Origin of the sequence: Ureibacillus chungkukjangi, assembly GCF_003217295.1 — a bacterium.
Taxonomy (GTDB): Bacteria; Bacillota; Bacilli; order Bacillales_A; family Planococcaceae; genus Ureibacillus; species Ureibacillus chungkukjangi.
This window is the reverse complement of record NZ_QJTJ01000006.1, coordinates 130,327-151,108: the sequence shown is the minus strand read 5'-3', so window position 1 is coordinate 151,108 and position 20,782 is coordinate 130,327. Positions and strand designations below refer to the sequence as shown.

General features: G+C 37.3%; 24 protein-coding genes. All 24 read right to left on the bottom strand.

Annotation, left to right across the window (positions count from 1 at the left end):
* Positions 1–583: 583 nt before the first annotated feature.
* Positions 584–946 carry a hypothetical protein gene (locus BJ095_RS07150; RefSeq protein WP_146223202.1) on the bottom strand — a complete coding sequence of 121 codons (363 nt, stop codon included), beginning with the start codon at positions 944–946 and terminating at the stop codon, positions 584–586.
* An 11-nt stretch (positions 947–957) separates the two neighbouring features.
* Positions 958–1,461, bottom strand: coding sequence for a chemotaxis protein CheD (locus BJ095_RS07145; RefSeq protein WP_107934049.1), 504 nt, complete (start codon positions 1,459–1,461; stop codon positions 958–960).
* Between the two features lies 1 nt (position 1,462).
* On the bottom strand, positions 1,463–2,095 hold the full coding sequence (locus BJ095_RS07140) for a chemotaxis protein CheC (protein WP_107934047.1): 633 nt from the start codon (positions 2,093–2,095) through the stop codon (positions 1,463–1,465).
* Between the two features lie 42 nt (positions 2,096–2,137).
* Positions 2,138–2,575 (bottom strand): chemotaxis protein CheW, encoded by a 438-nt coding sequence (locus BJ095_RS07135; RefSeq protein WP_107934045.1) that lies wholly within the window; start codon positions 2,573–2,575, stop codon positions 2,138–2,140.
* Between the two features lie 27 nt (positions 2,576–2,602).
* Positions 2,603–4,663 (bottom strand): chemotaxis protein CheA, encoded by a 2,061-nt coding sequence (locus BJ095_RS07130; RefSeq protein ID WP_107934043.1) that lies wholly within the window; start codon positions 4,661–4,663, stop codon positions 2,603–2,605.
* A gap of 17 nt (positions 4,664–4,680) precedes the next feature.
* Positions 4,681–5,805, bottom strand: coding sequence for a protein-glutamate methylesterase/protein-glutamine glutaminase (locus BJ095_RS07125; protein ID WP_107934041.1), 1,125 nt, complete (start codon positions 5,803–5,805; stop codon positions 4,681–4,683).
* The gene (locus BJ095_RS07120; RefSeq protein WP_107934039.1) at positions 5,806–6,678 is read right to left on the bottom strand and encodes a MinD/ParA family protein; all 873 of its coding nucleotides are present in this window, start codon (positions 6,676–6,678) and stop codon (positions 5,806–5,808) included.
* Positions 6,678–7,820, bottom strand: coding sequence for a flagellar biosynthesis protein FlhF (flhF, locus tag BJ095_RS07115; RefSeq protein ID WP_107934038.1), 1,143 nt, complete (start codon positions 7,818–7,820; stop codon positions 6,678–6,680). Before flhF ends, BJ095_RS07120 begins: the two co-directional genes overlap by 1 nt.
* Positions 7,817–9,856: a flagellar biosynthesis protein FlhA gene (gene flhA, locus BJ095_RS07110; RefSeq protein WP_107934036.1), complete on the bottom strand. Its 2,040-nt coding sequence runs from the start codon at positions 9,854–9,856 to the stop codon at positions 7,817–7,819. Before flhA ends, flhF begins: the two co-directional genes overlap by 4 nt.
* 21 nt (positions 9,857–9,877) lie before the next feature.
* A complete protein-coding gene (flhB, locus tag BJ095_RS07105) occupies positions 9,878–10,966 on the bottom strand; it encodes a flagellar biosynthesis protein FlhB (RefSeq protein WP_107934034.1) in 1,089 nt (362 codons plus the stop codon).
* Between the two features lie 3 nt (positions 10,967–10,969).
* Entirely contained in the window at positions 10,970–11,749 is a 780-nt protein-coding gene (gene fliR, locus BJ095_RS07100) for a flagellar biosynthetic protein FliR (RefSeq protein ID WP_107934032.1), read from the bottom strand.
* A 4-nt stretch (positions 11,750–11,753) separates the two neighbouring features.
* Positions 11,754–12,023, bottom strand: a complete 270-nt coding sequence (fliQ, locus tag BJ095_RS07095) for a flagellar biosynthesis protein FliQ (protein ID WP_107934030.1) — start codon at positions 12,021–12,023, stop codon at positions 11,754–11,756.
* 12 nt (positions 12,024–12,035) lie between these two features.
* Positions 12,036–12,701, bottom strand: a complete 666-nt coding sequence (fliP, locus tag BJ095_RS07090; RefSeq protein ID WP_107934028.1) for a flagellar type III secretion system pore protein FliP — start codon at positions 12,699–12,701, stop codon at positions 12,036–12,038.
* Complete coding sequence (locus BJ095_RS07085; RefSeq protein WP_107934026.1) at positions 12,701–13,381, bottom strand: flagellar biosynthetic protein FliO; 681 nt, start codon at positions 13,379–13,381, stop codon at positions 12,701–12,703. Before BJ095_RS07085 ends, fliP begins: the two co-directional genes overlap by 1 nt.
* Before the next feature lie 4 nt (positions 13,382–13,385).
* Complete coding sequence (locus tag BJ095_RS07080) at positions 13,386–13,748, bottom strand: response regulator (protein ID WP_107934024.1); 363 nt, start codon at positions 13,746–13,748, stop codon at positions 13,386–13,388.
* 21 nt (positions 13,749–13,769) lie between these two features.
* The gene (gene fliY / locus BJ095_RS07075) at positions 13,770–15,014 is read right to left on the bottom strand and encodes a flagellar motor switch phosphatase FliY (RefSeq protein ID WP_107934022.1); all 1,245 of its coding nucleotides are present in this window, start codon (positions 15,012–15,014) and stop codon (positions 13,770–13,772) included.
* On the bottom strand, positions 15,007–16,002 hold the full coding sequence (fliM, locus tag BJ095_RS07070; protein WP_107934020.1) for a flagellar motor switch protein FliM: 996 nt from the start codon (positions 16,000–16,002) through the stop codon (positions 15,007–15,009). The genes fliY and fliM overlap by 8 nt, the downstream gene beginning before the upstream one ends.
* Before the next feature lie 36 nt (positions 16,003–16,038).
* A complete protein-coding gene (fliL, locus tag BJ095_RS07065) occupies positions 16,039–16,473 on the bottom strand; it encodes a flagellar basal body-associated protein FliL (RefSeq protein WP_107934018.1) in 435 nt (144 codons plus the stop codon).
* Entirely contained in the window at positions 16,460–16,684 is a 225-nt protein-coding gene (locus tag BJ095_RS07060; protein WP_107934016.1) for a flagellar FlbD family protein, read from the bottom strand. Before BJ095_RS07060 ends, fliL begins: the two co-directional genes overlap by 14 nt.
* Positions 16,685–16,847: 163 nt before the next feature.
* The gene (flgG, locus tag BJ095_RS07055; protein ID WP_107934014.1) at positions 16,848–17,711 is read right to left on the bottom strand and encodes a flagellar basal body rod protein FlgG; all 864 of its coding nucleotides are present in this window, start codon (positions 17,709–17,711) and stop codon (positions 16,848–16,850) included.
* A 129-nt stretch (positions 17,712–17,840) separates the two neighbouring features.
* Positions 17,841–18,215: a TIGR02530 family flagellar biosynthesis protein gene (locus BJ095_RS07050; protein WP_107934061.1), complete on the bottom strand. Its 375-nt coding sequence runs from the start codon at positions 18,213–18,215 to the stop codon at positions 17,841–17,843.
* Between the two features lie 13 nt (positions 18,216–18,228).
* Positions 18,229–18,891 carry a flagellar hook assembly protein FlgD gene (gene flgD, locus BJ095_RS07045; protein ID WP_107934012.1) on the bottom strand — a complete coding sequence of 221 codons (663 nt, stop codon included), beginning with the start codon at positions 18,889–18,891 and terminating at the stop codon, positions 18,229–18,231.
* 3 nt (positions 18,892–18,894) lie between these two features.
* Complete coding sequence (locus BJ095_RS07040; protein ID WP_107934010.1) at positions 18,895–20,169, bottom strand: flagellar hook-length control protein FliK; 1,275 nt, start codon at positions 20,167–20,169, stop codon at positions 18,895–18,897.
* Between the two features lie 19 nt (positions 20,170–20,188).
* Positions 20,189–20,782 (bottom strand): MotE family protein, encoded by a 594-nt coding sequence (locus BJ095_RS07035; RefSeq protein WP_107934008.1) that lies wholly within the window; start codon positions 20,780–20,782, stop codon positions 20,189–20,191.

Here is a 20,782-nt window from a genome sequence, read left to right as displayed (position 1 = left end):
AAGGATGAAAAATGTAGTGGGGGTTGGTTTACATGCCCACAAAATATAGTTGAAAACATCTGTATTGAATTTACACAATAACTAGGACTTGACTCTCGATCGTCGCATTGTCGCTCGCTTTACGACGTTTCGCTCCTCACATCCGGCTCGATTGTCGCATTGTCACTCACTTTACGACGTTTTGCTCCTTACATCCGGCTCAATCGTCGCATTAACCGTCTCTTTGCTACTTTTCACCACTAACTTCCGCCACTACTGTCGCATTATTCCTCCTACCATAATAAAAAAAAGAGCCGTTATCTCGACTCTTAAAGTTTTATCATTTTCGGCATTGAATATTCTGAATTGCTTCCTTGAGGACATCACAATATCCTCCTGAAGGTTCAATCTTTGGGCTGTGCTTGAAAACGTGGTAATACGTTCGCTGGAGTATCAGTATTTAGTAACTTAAGGAAAATTGGTTCTTTGGTGTTACAAAATTTTCGGCCGCATTCAATCCTCAATAACCCTAAACGTTATCTCGAATCTTAAGCTTCTGCTCAAGACCCAATCACACTTCCCCGATACTTCTTCCCGTCAATACCTAGCTCTTAACAGATTCTTCCTCTTGTAGCATGGATTGGACGACTTTTGCTATTTCTTCGGAGCTTTGGTCCTTGAATTCCATAGTTGAGTTGTTTACTCCCGAATCGGCCGTGTCGCTTTCATTGTTTGCCAATTGCTCACGCATTCGTTCGTTTTCTTTGTCTAAGCCTTTGAATAGTTCATCGCCTGGCATGTATAATATATAGCCGAGCAGAAATCGGAAGGCGAACATGCCGACAAATGCTACTGCAGCCGCTATCAAGGAGCCAAGTATATTATTGAATGGCAGCGAAGTACCTGAGAGCGTACTGAAGAAATAAATTGAAAAACCAATGATGGCTGCCCAAAAGTTGTAAAACATTGATCCATACATTATATTTCGCTCACTCCCTGATTTACTGTTCTTATATTTAATAGACAAGTGTCAGGATTGAATTCAATCGTTCTTCCACTATTGCCGCCCGTATCTTCAGCGATAATTGGGATATTGTTTTTTCTGAGTTCATTTTTTACTGCTTCTACATTCCGTGGCCCGATGCGCATGGAATCTTTGTCAGATGTAAATTTGAACATTTGTGCACCACCAGCGATTTTGGCTTTTAATCGGGATGGTTGGCTTCCAGCTAATTTCAGCTTATCAATGAGTGCCTTAATGCCTGTATTGGCAAATTTTGCTTCATTGATGGTTTCCGTTCTCGCTAAACTTGAATCGGGTAACATGATGTGAACTAATCCTGCAATGTTTTTTGTTTCATCATATAACACAACCCCTACACATGAACCTAAGCCTGATGTACGAATTGTGTCTGGCATTTTAACTATATCTAATTGAGCAATTCCAACCTTGATAACTTGACCAGTACGCGATTGGATCATTTTACGAAACTCCTAGCGCCTTAAAAATACTAGTGAATGAATCAGGATCTGGGAGTAAGAAGAAATGCCCGTGAACTTCATTACGATTATCAAAACCTTCTTCAAAAATGGATGTATTGATGACAATGACTTGATCACTTACCTCTGAAATTTCGATTAGCCCGGTACTGATAATCGCGCCAAACATATCAACACTTAAACCAGGAACTGTTGGATATAGTTTCATGCCTGTAAAATCTGATAATGCAGAAAGGTAAGATCCAGAAAGAATATTCCCTAATTCCTGCATTGCCGAAACACCTAGCTCTGTTAGTTTGCCATCACTAAAGCTAAATTGGTCATCATTGATTAAACTTTGAATAAATCTGTCTGCTTGTTCGATTGGTAAAATGAAGAACATGCTTCCTTCAGAATCACCTTCGATTCGAAGGAAAATTCCAACAACTACGGTTTCAGCTCCCCCAGCCAGCTCCATCATCTCTTCAAATGACACCATTTCCACCTTCGGAACTTGCATATCAATTTTCCTAGCGAGTAAACTGGAAAGTGCTGTCGCAGCATGGGCAGCACCTATATTTCCAATCTCTTTTAGGATATCTAAATGCAATGATGTTATTTTTTGAATTTCATTCATCACGCAAAATCCCCAGTCTATAACATATTAGCCAGCTCTTATTTATGGATTTAACACTTTGTCTAGATGTAATAAGATCAATAAACGGTTTTCTAATTTCGACACACCAGATATAAATTCTTCTTCATTTGAACCTACTACCTCTGGCTGTGCTTCAATGGCATCAGCCGGGATATCGATAACATCATTAGCAGAGTCAACGATAAAGCCGACTTCCATTTCTTCAAGTGTGATAATAATAATTCTTGTTGTTTCTTCATGATTGGATACTGGGATACCAAAGCGTTCGCGTAAATCGATTATTGGTGTTACGACTCCGCGCAAATTAATAACACCTTTAATGAATTCGCGCGTTTTCGGAACACGAGTAATATGCATCAGCTTTTCGATTCCCTGTACATTCGCTACTGGAATGGCATACTCTTTATCCGCAAGTTGGAAAACAATCACCTTTAAGTACTCTTGGTCTACAGCAGTCATAAACTACACCTCTTTCATTTCAATTCATTACTTCATTAACGCATTACAATCCACAATTAAAGCAACTTTACCGTTTCCTAAAATCGTAGCACCTGAAATTGCAAAGATATTCAATAGGTAATCACCTAATGATTTCAATACGATTTCTTGCTGACCGATGAATGTATCCACTACTAAGCCGGCAAGCTTGTCTCCTTTACGAACAATAACAACTGAATGATATTCATCCGCATTGTTATCAGTTCTTGGTACATCAAAGATTTCATCTAAGAAGATAAGTGGAACTACTTTTCCTCGGAAATCGATTACTTTTTGATTATGTGCATTGAGAATATCGCTATTTTTAATAATGGATGTTTCAATGATGGAAGATAACGGTATAGCATAAGTTTCTTGTTCAATTTCAACCAACATTACAGAAATGATCGATAGTGTTAATGGAAGCTGAATTGAGAAGATCGATCCAGCACCTTCTGTTGATTCAATTGAAATATTTCCGCCTAGAGATTCGATTGTTGTTTTTACAACATCAAGACCTACCCCACGTCCAGAAATATCTGAAATAACCTCAGCTGTTGAGAATCCAGAAGCCAGGATTAATTCGTTAATTTGCTTGTCGGACATAGAAAGTGCAGATTCTTTCGTTACAATTCCTTTAGAAATGGCTTTCTTCAGAACTCTTTCACGATTGATGCCGGCACCGTCATCCTCAATTTCGATAAATACATAGTTCCCGCTGTGATATGCACGTAATGTAACGTTACCTTCTTCAGGCTTACCATTTGCACGGCGAATTTCAGGGCTTTCGATACCATGGTCAACTGAATTACGAATTAAGTGAACTAATGGGTCTCCAATTTCGTCGATAACTGTACGATCTAATTCCGTTTCAGCACCAATAACCTCTAGGTTGATCTTTTTGTTAAGATCACGAGATAATGTACGAACCATTTTAGGGAATCGGTTAAATACTGTTTCAATCGGAATCATACGCATTGTTAAGACGATATTTTGAAGGTCACCCATTGTACGGCTCATTCGTTCAACTGTTTCATTGAGCTCTGAGTGATTAACTTCAGTTGCGATAGACTGAAGACGTCCTCTATCGATTACTAATTCTTCAAAAAGATTCATTAAAATATCTAAACGCTCGATACTTACACGTATTGTTTTACTTGCAGCATGCTTTGCTGAAGTCGATTTTTGAGCCTCTTCTTTTTTCACTTCTGCTTTTGGAACAAGTGCAGTTTCCTCTGTTACAGATTCTACAAACTCTTCTGTTGCTACAACTGCAGACTGAACAAATAAATCATTAGAGATCTGAGTAATTGAAACCTTTTCAACCTCAGAAACCTTCATGATTTTGCTACGTAGTTCGTCAGCATCTGTTTGAGTAATTAAAGCTACTTTAAAGTCTTGGTCAAATTGTTCTTCTTCAAGCTTGTCTACTGTTGGAGAGGATTTTACGACATCTCCATTTTTCTCTAAAATGTCAAATACCATATACACACGAGCAGCCTTTAAAAGACAGCTGTCAGTTAGCGTTACAGCGATTTCAAAAGCATTGAAGCCTTGCTCTGTTGATTGTAGTATTACTGTTTTTTCAAAATCATCATAATGTAATTGAAGTGCACTATCTAATACAGCCGAAGAAGCTGCAACCTCTGCTGCAGCTGTTGTTGCTGTCGTTGCAGCCTGCTGAATCGCTTCACCTGATTCAATGCGCTTTAGCTTTTCAACGGTTGCTGAAACATCCTTTTTCCCATCGCCACCATCAGCAATGTTCATAACCATTTCTTCTAAGTGGTCTACGGATTCAAAAACTACATCTAAAATTTCAGCATTAACTTGAATCTTTTCGTTACGAATCGCATCAAGTACATTTTCCATTTTGTGAGTTAAATCAGCAAGATCCTCATACCCCATTGTTGCAGACATACCTTTCAATGTATGAGCTGAACGGAATATTTCATTTACTATTGCTAAGTCATTTGGATTTTTTTCAAGCTCTAACAAATTGTCGCTACATGCTTGTAAATGTTCTTTACTTTCTTCGATGAACATTTCTATATATTGATTAAGTTCCACTTAGAAAACACTCCTTTTTAGGGCAAATATTTCATAATAGCTGCAGCGATATTGTCAACATCTACAACCTCATTGACATGCTTTGTTTCTACGGCTGCTTTGGGCATTCCATATACAATGCACGTTTTTTCTGACTCTGCAATCGCCATTACATTTCCTTTTTGCTTTAGTTCAATAAGACCTTTTGAACCATCCGATCCCATACCTGTCATGATGACAGCGACCTTATCGAATTCAGTGATTTTACTTACACTTTCGAACATAACATCTACACTTGGACGATGCCCTGATCTAGGAGGCTCATTTGGATCTAAAATAATCTCAAAGGATACTCCTTTTTTCTCAAGCTTTAGGTGACTACCACCTGGAGCTACATATGCAACACCGTTTTGTAATAGGTCACCATGCTCCGCTTCCTTTACCTTAACTTGGCTCAGTTGGTTTAACCGGTCTGCTAGAGATTTTGTAAAACCAGCGGGCATATGCTGTACGATTAAAATTGGTGCTTTAATGGAGGCAGGTATCTTTGTAATAACCTCTTGTAAAGCTCGTGGCCCCCCAGTTGAAGTTCCGATTAATACGATTTTTTTACTCACTTTATTCCATGCATTCTTTTTTATATCGTCAGATTGTGTGACTTGTGGAGTTTGACTTTTACTTAAAGGTCTCTCCACTGGTAATTTATTTTGACTAGGCACATCAATTTGCTTTGTATTTTTCAGCTTTTTAACTGAGACATGTGCTGCATACTCCACTTTATGTACTAATTCTTCCTTGATTTTGTGTAAATCCAGTGAAATGTTCCCACTTGGCTTAGCTACAAAATCAACTGCACCGTTTTCCATCGCGATTAGTGCGTTTTCGGCTCCTTGAAGGGTCGTACTGGACAGCATAATGACTGGCACTGGAGAGATGTTCATAATTTCCTTTAATGCATCCAGACCATTTAGCTCTGGCATCTCAACGTCCATTGTTACAACATCAGGTTTTAAGCTCAGAATTTTCTTTATCGCATCTTTACCATTACGTGCAGTTCCAACAACCTCTACTTTCGGATGGTCTATGAAAAAGTCACTAATTAGCTTTCTCATAAAAGCAGAGTCATCCACAACTAAAAGCTTGCTTTTTCCTGAGAATTCCAATTAATCACTCCCCTTCGAAAAAATGCCGCGTAATTTTGATAAAAACGTATTTTTCTTATTATATCCATGAACCTCAACCTGATTACGGTCTACAAATTGCTGAACCATCTCTTTTAATGTTTTCGAAATATGACTCTCTGGGTATGCAATAGAAAATGGTACTTGTTCACGTACTGATTTTCGTACTACAGGATCTTCTGGTAATGAACCCAGAATAATGACTTCTTTTTTAAGGAACTGCTTCATCGTGCTATCCAAACGGTTTAGGGTTTCTTGGCCTTCTTCTTTGGAATAAGCTCGATTACATAATAAGTAAACTGTTTTTTCCGGATCTCTTACATGGATATACTTCATCATAGAGTAAGCATCTGTTATGGCCGTTGGTTCTTCAGTGGTAATCACAATAATTTCATCAATTGAGTTGATCAAATCTAGGGACCAATTTGTTGCACCAGCTCCCATATCGAAAAGTATATAGTCAAAGGACTTTTGTAATTGCTCAAATGCAGAGAATAATGCCTCCACCATATCCTTTGACCATTCCATTACAGACGACATGCCTGACCCACCTGAAATATATTTTAATTCATGTGGACCCTCATACATCACTTGTTCTAAAGTTGCTTCACCAAACAAATAATGCTTTAAATTGTACTGAGCAGTTTTACCTATCAGTATGTTAACATTCCCCATACCAATATCCATATCTAAAACGACGACTTTCTTACCTAATTTTGAGAGATTAATGGCAAAGTTTGTAGAGAAATTACTTTTTCCTACGCCACCTTTTCCACTCACAATTGCAATTGATCGGCCTAGCACACCTTGACTCTCCAGCATCTTCATTCGTAAGTTTTCAGCTTGGTCTCTCATTAAAATTCTCCTTGAAAGAACAATTCAAGTACTTTTTCTAATTCGGCTACTTCTATATCTTCTGGTACTTCTTGTCCATTCGTATAGTAAGCAAGTCCTTTATTATATTTAATCATTAAATTATACATCGTGCCAATAGAATTTGTTTCATCTATCTTAGTAAAGATATATTTACCTATTGGTATTTCACTAAATTGTTGGATTATTGCTTCCATATCACTTTCTTTAGCTGTTAAAGCTAATACCAAATACGATTCTGCTTCCTCATCGAAGTTAATCATTTGCATAAGGTCATCTACATATTTTGCTTCTTTATAGTTTCGGCCCGCAGTATCGATAAAGATTAAATCAAGATGAGCAAAATTTTCAATCGCTTTCTTATAATCATTGGCATTATAGACGATTTCAACTGGAGCTTGCAGAAGATTCGCATAGGTTTTTAACTGTTCAATGGCCGCTATTCGATACGTATCTGTCGTGATAAATCCGATTTTTTTCTTTTTCTCTAATACTGCTCTTGCTGCCATTTTGGCAATTGTTGTTGTTTTCCCAACTCCTGTTGGTCCAAAAACATTAATATACTTTTTCTCATAAGAAAGTCCACCCATTGGAAGGTCAAAAAGCATTTTACGGAGTACTTCTTTCGTAATTTCCTTCATGTCTTCTCTCATTAATAGTGTACCTTTTCGTTTTTGATGCACAAAAAGCTCATCACTTATTGCCGTGATGAGCTCTTCACTAAGTTCTTGACGTTTCAAGAAGTCAATATAAGGCAAGAAATTCTCTGGCAATTCGGATTGAATTGTATGCTTTTGCATCGATTTCATCATCAACTTCAAGTCTGCTATTTCATTTTTCAACTCTTTCGATAATGTATCATCAATATGTAACTTCGGCTGTTCCTCAGGTTCCTGATATTGGTTTGTATTTGTTTGTAAATCCGGAAGACGTGGAGACATTATTTTTGTCTCCACCTGGTCCACTCCAGCAAGTACTTCAAAATTCTTTTGTTTTATCAGACCGAACAGCTTTTTTGTAACGACAACTTTAGAATTGATGATAACTGCATCTTCACCTAATTCCGCTCGTACTAATTTCATGGCTTCTGGAATAGATGGTGCTGTATATTTTTTCATTTTCATTCTACATTCACCACTCCAACACTTTGAATTTCAACATTAGAATCTAATTCGTTATAGGACAATATCGGGATTTGTGAGAAGTAACGTTCAGTCAGCTGTCTTAAATACATTCGTATCCCTGGTGAACATAGAATGATTGGAGATTGCTCCATAAAGGATACCTTCTCTACTTCCCTTGCAATTGCCTCTAATACATTTTGAGAATCCTGAGGATCCATTGCTAAATAGTTGCCGTGATCTGTTTGCTGAATGCTATCGGCAACTAGCTTCTCTATTTTCCCCGGAATCGTGATAACTTTTAAGCTTGTTCCACCAGCAACATATTGCGATGTAATTTGTCTTGCTAAGCCTTGACGAACGTATTCAGTCAAAACATCTGTATCGCTTGTCAATTTGGCATAATCCGCTAATGTTTCAAAAATAATAGGTAAATTACGGATAGATACATTTTCTCTTAATAATTTTGCTAATACCTTCTGAATTTCTCCAATTGATAAAGGTGTTGGCGTTAATTCCTCCACTAAAATTGGGTAATTTTCTCGTAGGTGGTCGATCAGTTGTTTTGTTTCCTGACGACCTAGTAATTCATGAGCATTCGCACGGATAATTTCAGTTAAGTGAGTGGAAACTACGCTAGGTGGATCTACTACGGTATAACCAAGCATTTCCGCGTCCTCTTTTACCTTCTCTGTAATCCATTTTGCAGGTAAACCAAAGGAAGGCTCGATTGTATCAATTCCTTCAATCGAATCGTCATCTCCTGGGCTCATCGATAGATAATGATCCAGAAGTAATTCGCCTCTTGCCATTTCATTACCCTTTACTTTAATACGATACTCATTTGGCTGTAGCTGAATATTATCCCGAATACGAACAACTGGAATAACAACTCCAAGCTCCAGTGCCAATTGTCTTCGAATCATTACAACCCGATCTAGTAAATCCCCGCCCTGACTTGCATCAACTAAAGGAATCAGACCATATCCAAATTCAAATTCAATCGGATCTACATTTAACAGATTGACAACATTTTCTGGACTTTTCATCGTATCAGCTGCCACTTCTTCTTCGATTTCAAGTAACTCTTCTGGATCCTCTGTTTTCTTTTCCCTGCTATTAATCATGTATGCACCACCGATTAAGACTGCAGCGATTGGCATCGTAATCCATTCTGGTAGTGGCGTGAATAAACCTAATAGAAGAATTGAGCCACCAGCAATATAAAGTAACTTCGATTGAGCAAATAATTGGTTTGAAATATCTGCTCCTAGACTTCCTTCAGAAGCAGCTCTGGTAACAACAATCCCTGTTGCTGTCGATATTAATAGCGCAGGAATCTGTGCAACTAATCCATCCCCTACAGTTAAAGTAGAGAAATGTGTAGCCGCATCTGCCATTTCATAGCCAAGCTGAAGCATCCCGATAATTATACCGAAAAGTAAGTTAATAAAAACCATGATAATCGAGGCAATCGCATCACCTTTAACGAATTTTGTTGCCCCGTCCATCGCTCCATAGAAATCGGACTCCCTCGATACTTTGTCACGGCGTTCTCTTGCTTCTTTGTCAGAAATCATCCCTGCATTCAAATCTGCATCGATACTCATTTGTTTCCCAGGCATTGCATCTAAAGTAAAACGTGCTGCTACTTCAGCTACACGTTCAGAACCTTTTGTAATTACGATAAAGTTAATAATAACTAATAACATGAAAATTACTAAACCGACTAAAATATTCCCACCAGTTACGAATTGACCAAACGTTTCAACAACATCCCCAGCATCCCCTTGTGCAAGGATTGCTCGGGTAGTAGATATACTTAAACCCAAACGGAATAATGTTAATAACAAAATAACTGAGGGAAAGATGGCAAAATCTAATGCTTCCTTCATATTCATGGCCACTAATAATACTAATAATGACAATGTAATATTGATAATGATTAAAAAGCTTAATAACCATGTCGGCAGAGGGATAATGAGCATAGCTACAATCATAATTACTGCAGCTAAAACACCTATGTCACGAATCTTCATGTTTTTCCCTCCTACTATGGTCTAAATTTTACGCTTTATACGATATACATACGCTAGTATTTCTGCTATCGCTTTAAAAAATTCTTCTGGTACCTGCTGATCGATTTCTACTTGGTCGTACATCGCCCGAGCTAGTGGACGATTTTCTACCATTACAACGTCATTTTCCTTTGCAATCAATTTAATCTTCTGAGCAATATAGTCTGTTCCTTTTGCAATAACCTTAGGAGCCTCCATATTTTGATCGTCATATTTTAAGGCGATTGCATAGTGGGTTGGGTTAGTAATGACTACATCTGCATTTGGAATTTCCTGCATCATTCTTCGCATAGCCATTTCCCTTTGACGCTGCTTAATTTTCGATTTGATCTTCGGGTCACCTTCAGCATTTTTGTATTCATCTTTAATGTCTTGCTTTGACATTTTCAATTGTTTTTCGTACTCATATTTTTCATATATGTAATCTATTAATGATATAACGACAAGTGTTAAAGAAGCGGCTATCCCCATAATGCCTGTTAGTTTAGCCACTGTAGTTAATGTATCCCAAGGGCTTTGGAATGATAACGATAATACTTCCTCTAGGTTCATCCAAATAATAACAACAGTCACAGTCCCTATAAATGATATTTTCAATAGAGATTTGATTAAGTTTACAATTGCTCGTACAGAGATTATTTTCTTAATACCTTTAATAGGATCCATCTTTTTTAAATCTAATTTCATGGGCTCCATTGTAAAAAGAAAGCCGAATTGCATGAAGTTTGCAGCTACACCAGCAACTACTGCAACAGCCATGAACGGTAAAATAATAAGTGCCATTTCTTTTAATGAATCCGTATATACTTGCATGACTGTATCAGCTGTTATTGTCTCAATTAAGATATTTCTCTCAAAGAACTGATGTAAAAAGCTAAAAAACCCTTCAATCATCATAGGACCAGTAAAATATAAAAACATAAAAAGCAATAACAAGCTGATGGCAGCTGTTACATCCTGACTTTTTAAAACCTGTCCTTTTTTTCTGGCATCCTGTCTCTTTTTCGGTGTTGCTTTTTCCGTCTTATCCCCTGCAAAAAATTGCAGATCTAACGTCATTAATAGCTTCAAGCTTTATACACCACCTAACAAACGCATGAAATCTCGCATTGAAAGTATCATCATTTCTATTACTTTTTCCATTACTTCAATCATTACACCCATTGAAATAATTAAAACCAGGAAACCTACTGCAATCTTTATGGGAAACCCAATAACAAATATGTTGAGCTGAGGTACTGTTTTTGCCGTAATCCCCAAAGCCATCGTTACTAAGAATAATGTGGCAACAACCGGGGCTGCCATTTGAAATGCTACCGTGAATACAGAGCCGACCGTTCTAATAACAAACTCGATGATATTGTCATTCGTAAAATCAGGGAAAATTTGATTCATGGGTAAAAATTGATAGCTATAGTAAATCCCATCTAAAATCAAATGATGACCGTTTATGGAAATTAAAACAAACAGGATAAGGAAATTAAAAAATTGCCCCATTAAAGGAGTTTGTGTTCCGGTTTGTGGGTCAATTACATTAGCCATGGCAAAACCCATTTCAAAATCGATAAAGCCCCCTGCAATTTGAACAGCCGTCATCATTATATAGGCAACAAGACCAATCAGTACCCCAATGATTGCTTCTTTTAAAACAAGTAATATGTAATCTCCGTCCATTGGAATCGCTTGTACATCACTAAATGTGTAATAAATCATCCAAGAAAAAATAACGGCTAATCCGATCCTCACCTGAGGAGGGATTCTACTGTAAGAAAAAAAAGGGACTGATACAAAAAAAGCAGAAACTCTGACGATAATTAATAATAAGACGGAGATTTCAGGAATGATTTCTGTCATTAGCTCACCCTATATACCGTGTCAAATTATTTAAAATGTCAGTCACATAAGTAGTCAATTGCTCTATCATCCATGGCCCAAAAAAGACAATCGCTACTAAAACTGCAACTATTTTTGGTACGAATGCCAGTGTTTGCTCTTGTATGGAGGTTGTTGCTTGAAAAATACTTACAATCAAACCAACGACAAGTGCAATTAGAAGCAACGGTCCTGAAACTAGGAGGACAATCCATATCGCTCTCTCTGCAATTGCAATGACCATTTCCTGCGTCATTTATATCATCCCCTAAAAACTTTGAAGTAAAGATTTAATTACTAAATACCATCCGTCTACTAGTATGAATAATAAGATTTTAAAAGGCAGTGAAATCATAACTGGCGGTAGCATCATCATCCCCATAGACATCAGGACGCTGGCTACAATCATATCAATCACTAAGAATGGTATGAAAATCATAAATCCTATTTGAAAGGCTGTTTTTATTTCACTTAAGGCAAATGCCGGTACGAGCATGGTTAGTGGAATATCTTCCACTGAAGCTGGTCTTTCGGCTTGGTTGTAATCTAAGAAAAGCATTAAATCCTTTTGCCGTGTATGCTGTGCCATAAACTCTTTAAAAGGGAGGGCAGCTTTTTCGTACGCCTCTTCCAGACCTATTTCTTCATTAAATAACGGCTGAAGTGCTTGTTCGTTTACCTGTTGGAAGGTTGGGGCCATTATGAAGAACGTCAAAAACAATGCTAATCCAATTAGCACTTGATTTGGTGGAGAGGTATTGGTTGCCAACGCGGTTCTTGTAAAGGAAAGCACAATCATAATTCGTGCAAAGGATGTCATCAAGATTAAAATACTTGGTGCTAATGATAGTACAGTTAATAATAGAAGTAACTTAACAGAAGTCGAAACATTGGTCGGATCGTTTTCAGAAAAGAAGGACATAAAATCTTCCATTACTTATCCCTCTCCTTTTCCTTCCATTTATCCAATTCGCTTTTACGTGTCTTTGTAAGCTCTGTAAGTCGTTTATTGAACATTTCACCAAAGTTTTGATTTGACTTTTTTTCTTCTGTTTGTTCTTCTGTATTTTTGCCTCTTAGCTTTTTAACTAGGTCTAAAATATATGGTGTCGTGCTATCTACAAATGATTGCTTCTCATTATAAATTTCTAATAATCGCTCAATTTCTTCTGGATTATCAATTTCTTTAATGAGTTGTACATCGTCTCCAACACCGACAATATATAATTTATCGCCAATATGAAGCAATTGAACTGATTTTTGTGCCCCAACAGAAATGCCGCCGATATTTTGCACGACACTGTTTTGTTGATAGCTTGCACTTTTTTTGTTGAGAAATTTAAGAACAAAGATTAAAAGTGCAAGTACAAAGACAAGGGAGAATAACATTTTCATGTAATCCCAAAGACCCAGACCCACGTTTGCCGAAGTAGAATTCTCATCTTCGGCAGCAGGGTTTGAGTCTTCACAACCTTCTGCTTCAGGATTTTGCCAGCATTCAGTAACCGATTGGCTACCTTTTGCTGCAGATGCAAAATTCATTGGTGCTAGAAAAGCTAATGCTATCATGATCGCAAAAAGAACACGCGCTATTGCAAAACCTTTTCTTTTCATTTTATCAACCTAATGCTTTTTGAATTGCTTCGATTACACGATCAGCTTGGAATGGTTTTACGATAAAGTCTTTTGCTCCAGCCTGGATAGCGTCGATTACCATTGCTTGTTGTCCCATTGCAGAACACATAATTACTGTAGCATTTGGGTGTGATGATTTAATGGCTTTAAGAGCCGCGATTCCATCCATTTCAGGCATCGTAATATCCATTGTTACTAAATCCGGATTAAGCTCGTTAAATTTTTCTACAGCTTGAAGTCCATCTGCTGCTTCTCCAACTACCTCATAACCGTTTTTAGTTAGAATATCCTTAATCATCATGCGCATGAATGCTGCATCGTCTACTATTAAAATCCTTTTAGACATGTAAATTCCCTCCAAATAATCCTATTTCAAATTGTTTAATCGTTCTGCCTGACTCATAATGTCCGTAATACGTACACCGAAGTTTTCATCGATTACGACTACTTCTCCTTTTGCTATCAAACGGCTATTCACCAAAATATCCACTGGTTCACCAGCTAGCTTGTCCAGCTCAATAATTGAACCTGATGCTAATTGTAATATTTCTTTAACCGAATGCTTTGTACGTCCAAGTTCAACCGTCACTTGTAATGGGATATCAAGCAGCATATTTAAGTTGCGTGCCTCATCCTGTGAAATTGGTGCGTTTCCAAAGGATGCAAATTGTGCTTGTTGAACATTCACAGGCTGCTGCGGTTGTTGATATGTAGGCATCGCATAGCTTGTTGGTGGTTCTTGGTAAGTTGTAGCAGCTTGTTGTTGGTAAACAGGTGGCTGCTGATAAGTAGGCTGTTGCTGTACTGGCGGCTGTTGCATTTGCTGTTGTACCGGTTGTTGTGCTAGTGGTGCAGGTGCAACAGGCTGCGTTGGCTGCTGTACTTGGGCTTCTCCTGCAGAATCGTCTTCACCAAGTAGTGACTTAACAAGTTTTTTCCCAAATTGAAGTGGGAATAATTGCATTAAGTTTGAGTCGATTAATGACCCAATTTTAAGTCGGAATGATACCTTCACTAATAGGTCATCTTCAGGAATTTGATCAGTTCCCTCATTTTGTGAGATATTCATTAAATCAATTGATGGTGGTGAAATATCTACTTTTTTGTTAAATACAGTTGACATTGAAGTAGCAGCTGAGCCCATCATTTGGTTCATCGCTTCTTGAACTGCACTAAGCTGGATTTCACTTAAATCAATACTTGGGTTTAAACCATCTCCACCAAGCATTAAGTCTGCAATAATTGCAGCATCCTCTTGTTTAATAACTAAAAGGTTTGCTCCAGATAAGCCTGTCGTATATTCCACTTGTACGGCTACATAAGGGTGTGGAAATTCTTCTTCTAAAAAATTTCTATTAAGAATTGAAACGACTGGTGTTGTAATATCTACTTTCTGTCCTAAAAGTGTAGAAAGAGCTGTTGCTGAGCTACCAAACGAGATATTTCCTACTTCACCCAGAGCATCTTGCTCCATAGGATCTAAATAGTCTTCAACACGTAGTGGTTCGTTTTCTGTAGAAGATTCAGATGCTAAATCGTTAATCTTATCGTCTAACGATTCACCCCTTAATAACGCTTCAATTTCTTCTTGGGAGAGCATACCATCACTCATCTTCGTCTCCTCCTTCTAATGGTGCGATAATTTGGATTGCCATTTTTTTATTTCGTTTTCCTGGCTGTGCAGTAAATTTCGGTATACTACCTACTTTTAAAACAAGTGGTTCTTCAATATTTTGGTCTAATTGAATGACATCACCAAAGCTCATATAAAGAAAATCTTCAATTGTAATATTAGTTGTACCAAGTTCGGCAATCAAAGGTAATTCTGCTTGCTTTACTCGTCTTTCTAACATTTGTGCCTGTTCTGGTGAAGCTTCTTTTGTATTAGATTGCATCCAATATTGAACTGATAAATTTTGAATAATCGGCTCTAGCACAACATGTGGAATACAAATATTAATCATTCCAGTTGTATCGCCAATAATTGTATTTAACGAAATAACGATTACCGTTTCATTTGGTGAAATCATTTGTAAAAATTGCGGATTCACTTCTAGTTCTACTAAGATTGGGTCAATTTCAGCAATTGTATCCCAAGCTTCTCGTAGGTTATCAAAGGAACGCTCAAATAAACTAGTCATTATTTTTTGTTCAATTTCAGTTAAATTAGCTACATTACTATAGCTTGAACCACTTCCGCCCATTAAACGATCTAGCATGGAGTACGCGATATTTGGATTGATCTCCATTAAGATATTACCATCTAGCGGCGGTACTTCAAACACATTTATTAATGTCATGTTAGGAATTGACCGAACAAATTCTTCAAAAGGTATTTGGTCGACAGAGGCTACTGTAATTTGTACATAGGTTCTCAATTGTGCTGAGAAGAATGTTGTTAATAGCCTTGCAAAGTTTTCGTGTATACGGGTCAAACTTCGGATTTGATCTTTTGAAAAACGAAGAGCTCGTTTAAAGTCATAAATCTTAACTTTTTTCGTTTCATCTTCTTTTTTCATTTCATCCGCTGACATTTCACCGGTTGATATTGCAGAAAGTAGCGCATCAATTTCGGATTGGGATAATACATCTCCTGCCATTTGCCCACCTCCATTTCAAGATGTTTCACATTTGGGTTACTGTATGATGTAGGAGGTAATGTAAACTTCCTTAACTTCTCCCTCTTGCATCAGTTCATTTAGTTGTGATTTTAAAGTAGATTCAAAAGTTGCTTTACCATCCTTACCTTTTAAATCGGCCTCTGTCATTTCAGACAGCTGTGTAATGATAAGATTCTTTGCTTGGAAATCACGCTTTGTTAATTCAGCAGCAGCTTCTTTACTATCAGTTTGAATTTTTAGTGAAAGCATAATAATTCGATTATCAGCTAAATTTGTTGTGATTTCTGTTACATCAACAGAAGATTCTACAATCTCATCAATTGTCGGCTCTTCTGAAGCTGTTGTTGTTTGTTTATTAAATTGTGTTAATAAAACAAAAACTACAACCCCTATTAATGTAATAGTTACTAAAATAATCAGCATTACAGTTAATAATTTATTGTTTTTCATCGTCATCACCTCGGATATGCGGGTTGGATAATACTTGAATACTTTGATAAAATTTTGCTATTTTACTTACTACCACTTCTTCACTTTCAACGACAATATATTTTCTACTATTTGTTAATGTAATTGTTGTGTCCGGAAATGACTCAACTGATTCTATGTATAATGCATTTAATGAAAAAGTTTTTCCATTTAATCTTGTTAATTGGATCATTATAATTGGGCCGGGACTCGTGTCCTGTGAAGCCGACCCGACCCTCCCTTATTAGAAAACTTGGGTAATCGCCTTACCTTTTTGCGTTGAGCCTTAGTTGCAATTATACGGATAAGAAAGTTTTACGCTAACTTATCCGTCAAATGAATTATTTTTATCTAGATTATCGTTTTAAGTTAACAAGCTCTTGCAGGATTTCGTCTGAAGTTGTAATGATACGAGAGTTTGCTTGGAAACCACGTTGTGTAACGATCATGTCTGTAAATTCTTCAGAAAGGTCAACGTTTGACATTTCTAGGAATCCAGATTGAACTGAGCCGATACCTGATTCAGTCGCTGTACCAAATAATGGGTCACCAGAGTTAGATGATGGTTGGTAATAGTTAGAACCAGTTTTTTCTAAGCCTCCTGTATTAGGAAACTTCGCTAATACAAGCTTACCTGCTGTTTGTAAATCTCCAGTTGAATCTACATAGCTTACAGTACCATCTTGTCCAATACTCATAGATTGAGCATCAGTTGGGACCTGTATTCTCTCTGTAACAACTTGAATATTTGGAGCAGTACCAGTTCTTGACTTTTCACCAGCTAAATATTTACCTTCACCGTCAACAATATAGCCTTCAGCATCCATATAGAAGTTTCCTGCTCTTGTATATCTCACGTTATCTACTTCATTGACAGTAGAAGTGGCTGCTGCGCCAGTGTTATCACCAACCATAAAGAATCCATCGCCAGAGATAGCTAAATCTAATGTGCGAGATGTTGTTTGAAGTGCCCCAGTACCATGAATTGTATCAATTGCAGCAATTTGTGAGCCTAACCCAACTTGTTTAGCGTTAACTCCCCCGCGTGTATCAGTTACACCAGAAGCACCAGCAGTTGTTTGTGAGATTAAATCCTTGAATACTACACGACCCTTTTTGAATCCGTAAGTATTTACATTTGAAATATTATTCCCGATTACATCAAGCTTAGTTTGGAAGTTTTTTAAACCAGAAATACCTGAATACATTGAACGTAACATTGTTATGTTCTCCTCTCGATTTATCCGTTATTTTTGTTTGTTTTTTGTTTTGGTGTGCTACGTCTGTCATTCGGCAACACGGAAGGCATCCTATCTGAAGCTTTTTGTTACTTCATACTGGTCCTGCCTTTATAAGACGATTGTTCCATCGATATTTGTAAATAACTGATTCTTTGTTTCTGAGCGTTCCATCGCTGTTATAACCGTTTCATTTTTAGCACTTACGATTAATGCCGCTTGATCCATCAAGACTAGTGGTTGATTTACGCCCTTTGAACGTGCCTCATATACCTTGTCCGACACTTGCTGCCACTCTTGGTCTGAAATTGAAATTTTTCTTTCTAGTATTCTATCATTTGCATGTTTACTGATTTTAAGCTTTTTGCTGCTTACCTCATGTAAATGATCGACAAAAGTTGGATTTCCTTGAGTGATTGCTGTCGATTTCTTTTGAGTCTGTACAGTTGGTTGTAATGGCAAGTGCTGAATAGAAAATCGATTCATCATTGTCACCAACCTATTCACTTAATAAATTAAATTGATCCTTTTGCAAACGTGTACCGTTCGTTAAAATATATTCTATTAAACTACCATTTGTTGAAACTGACTCTATTTTTGCAGTTAGCTGTTCACCGTTTAATTGGTATTGCGCCATTTGCCCGATTAACTGACTAGCTGCTACTAATGGATTTTCAGTAGTTTCGTTTGTTTTTGAGCTATTATTTAAAAGTGATGAGATATTTCCTGCTGTAATCTCTTTTCCATCAGCTAGAATGAAAACAGGCTCACCATCTTTAAATTTCAGTTCATTAATTACCCCAGTACCTTCATTAACAATATAGTTTCCTTTATCGTCAAATTCAGATGTTACTTCGTTCCATTTCACTTCTTTTCCGATAAATGATGTATACCCCATTAGTTGAGTTTCATTCTGCGAAACTAGTAAGTTCTGCATGGATGTCGTCATATTTTGCATTTGCTCCAAAGAAGAGAATTGAGCCATTTGAGATATAAATTCTTTATCGTCCATCGGCTTTGTTGGATCCTGATTTTGTAATTGAGTAATTAGGATGTTCAAGAATGCATCTTTACCTAAAGTAGAATTATCACCCGTTGTACTAATCTTTGGCCCTTTAGTTGAAGCTAAGTAATAATCATTAGTAATACCTGCAGTTGCCATTCTCTACACCTCCTCGTTTATTAGATAATCACTAAAGGATAGTTTTTCTGATTCCTCTTCGTGGTCATCCTGCTCATGCTCTTGTTGCTTTGACTGTTGCTTAAACTGCTGACCAAATTGATTTTGTTCCTTGTTACGGTCGGTTTCCTGAAGACTTTGTGCTATATCAATGCGATCCATTTGGATATTCGCATTTGCAAATGCATTTTTCAGCTGGTTCAATTGACTATCTAGTAGTTCTTTCCCCATTGCTGTTGTTGTCAGCAATCGAGCAGATAGAACGCCATCCTGCTGCATAATCTCAATTCGAATTGACCCTAGATTTTCTGGATATAACTTGAGTAGAAGCTTCGTCATACCAGGTGTGCTAGAAATTTGACTTCTATTAAGCAAGTTTTGCATTTCTTTAGCAAGTGCTTCCGATTGCGCGCCCTTTTCTGTTGGAAGCGTAATCGTTATGGTTTTTGTTGCGTTTGTCACACTAGTTGTTGGAACCACTGTTGCTTTATTAGTATCGGCTGTTTCTGTTTTTTCTACAGTTTCAGTAGTTGTTTTAACTATTTTTTGAACTACCAGCTCAAAGCCCTGTAAAGATACTTTATTTTCAGTAGTTTGTGTAATCTGTGTACTAGCTTGTGCTGCAACATTTTTTAGCATGTTATTTAACTGATCCAAAGTAGCAGCTTGTCCACTAAACAAGTCTGTATTCTTCCCACTTACTTGAGCTAGTTTTAAAAACTGTAATAGCTCCTCTGCTTGCTTTGGGGTCACCTTTTGTTCACCCTGTAAAGCAGTTATTAGCTGTTGTACGATTTCTGTATCTTGCCCTAACACTTCGTTAATAAGCTGCCATAAATCCTGTGAGCCTTCCATTTCGCTACCTGTAAGCTGCTTGATAGTTTCTACTAATTGCGCCTGTTCAATTCCTAACACTGCTAATAGGCTATCTAAATTCATGAGCTCCTCTGTTGCAACTGCTTGACCGTCCTGAAGCATTAGTAGCCCTTCATCCTGTGGAATGCCCAGTAAATCTAGTACTTCTTCAATAGATTGAGAGTTTAATAGGTCATCTAGCTTTTCCACATCTACAGATTCAATCTTACTTTCCTTTACAGTTGTCTGTTCAGTTTTAGAGGAAGCATTAATCACTTTGTTAAAAACATCGCCAAAGCTATTTGTCTTCTCAGCTGTTTGAGTTGAAGTAGCTGATCCTTGGCTTTTAGCAGTTGGTTTAGAGCTGATGCTAATATTTGATAATTGCATGATTCCGATATTCACATTTTCACCTCCTTAAGGTCTATTTCGATAATAGTTCAGTGTAACGAGCCGCATCTGCTGGACTCATTTTAGCTAATATTTCCGATAAAACATCTGGCGTCATATTGGCTAAAATTTTCACTGCCTCATCATCGCTCATTTCAACTAAGATTGGTGCAGCTGATTTTGCAGACATTTGTTCAAAGGATTTTAAGATATCCTCATATTCTTTCTTCGCTTCTGTTTGATCACGCTGAAGCTTATCAATCTCGTATTGTAGCTGCTCTTGTACTATAAGACCTTCTTGATTTTCAGCCTTCGCCTTCTCTAAATCTCCTTGCAGCTTTTCAATTTCAGCTTCTTTTTCTTTCACTTCTGCTTCTAAGCCTACGATTTTCTCATTATATTGCTCCGTATCATTGCCTGCTGTTGCTTCCTCTGTAGTATCCTTTAGATTCGTAAGCTCTGCTGCTTTCTCAAAAACATTAAAGTTAGTAAAGGTAGCTACTACTAATAGAATCGCAACAACAAATAATAACGGGATAATGAACCAAAAGATGAGCTTTTGAAAAATACCTGGTGAGTTATCTTCATGCGTTGCTGTATTTACTTTTTTAGTTTTACTCTTTGCCAT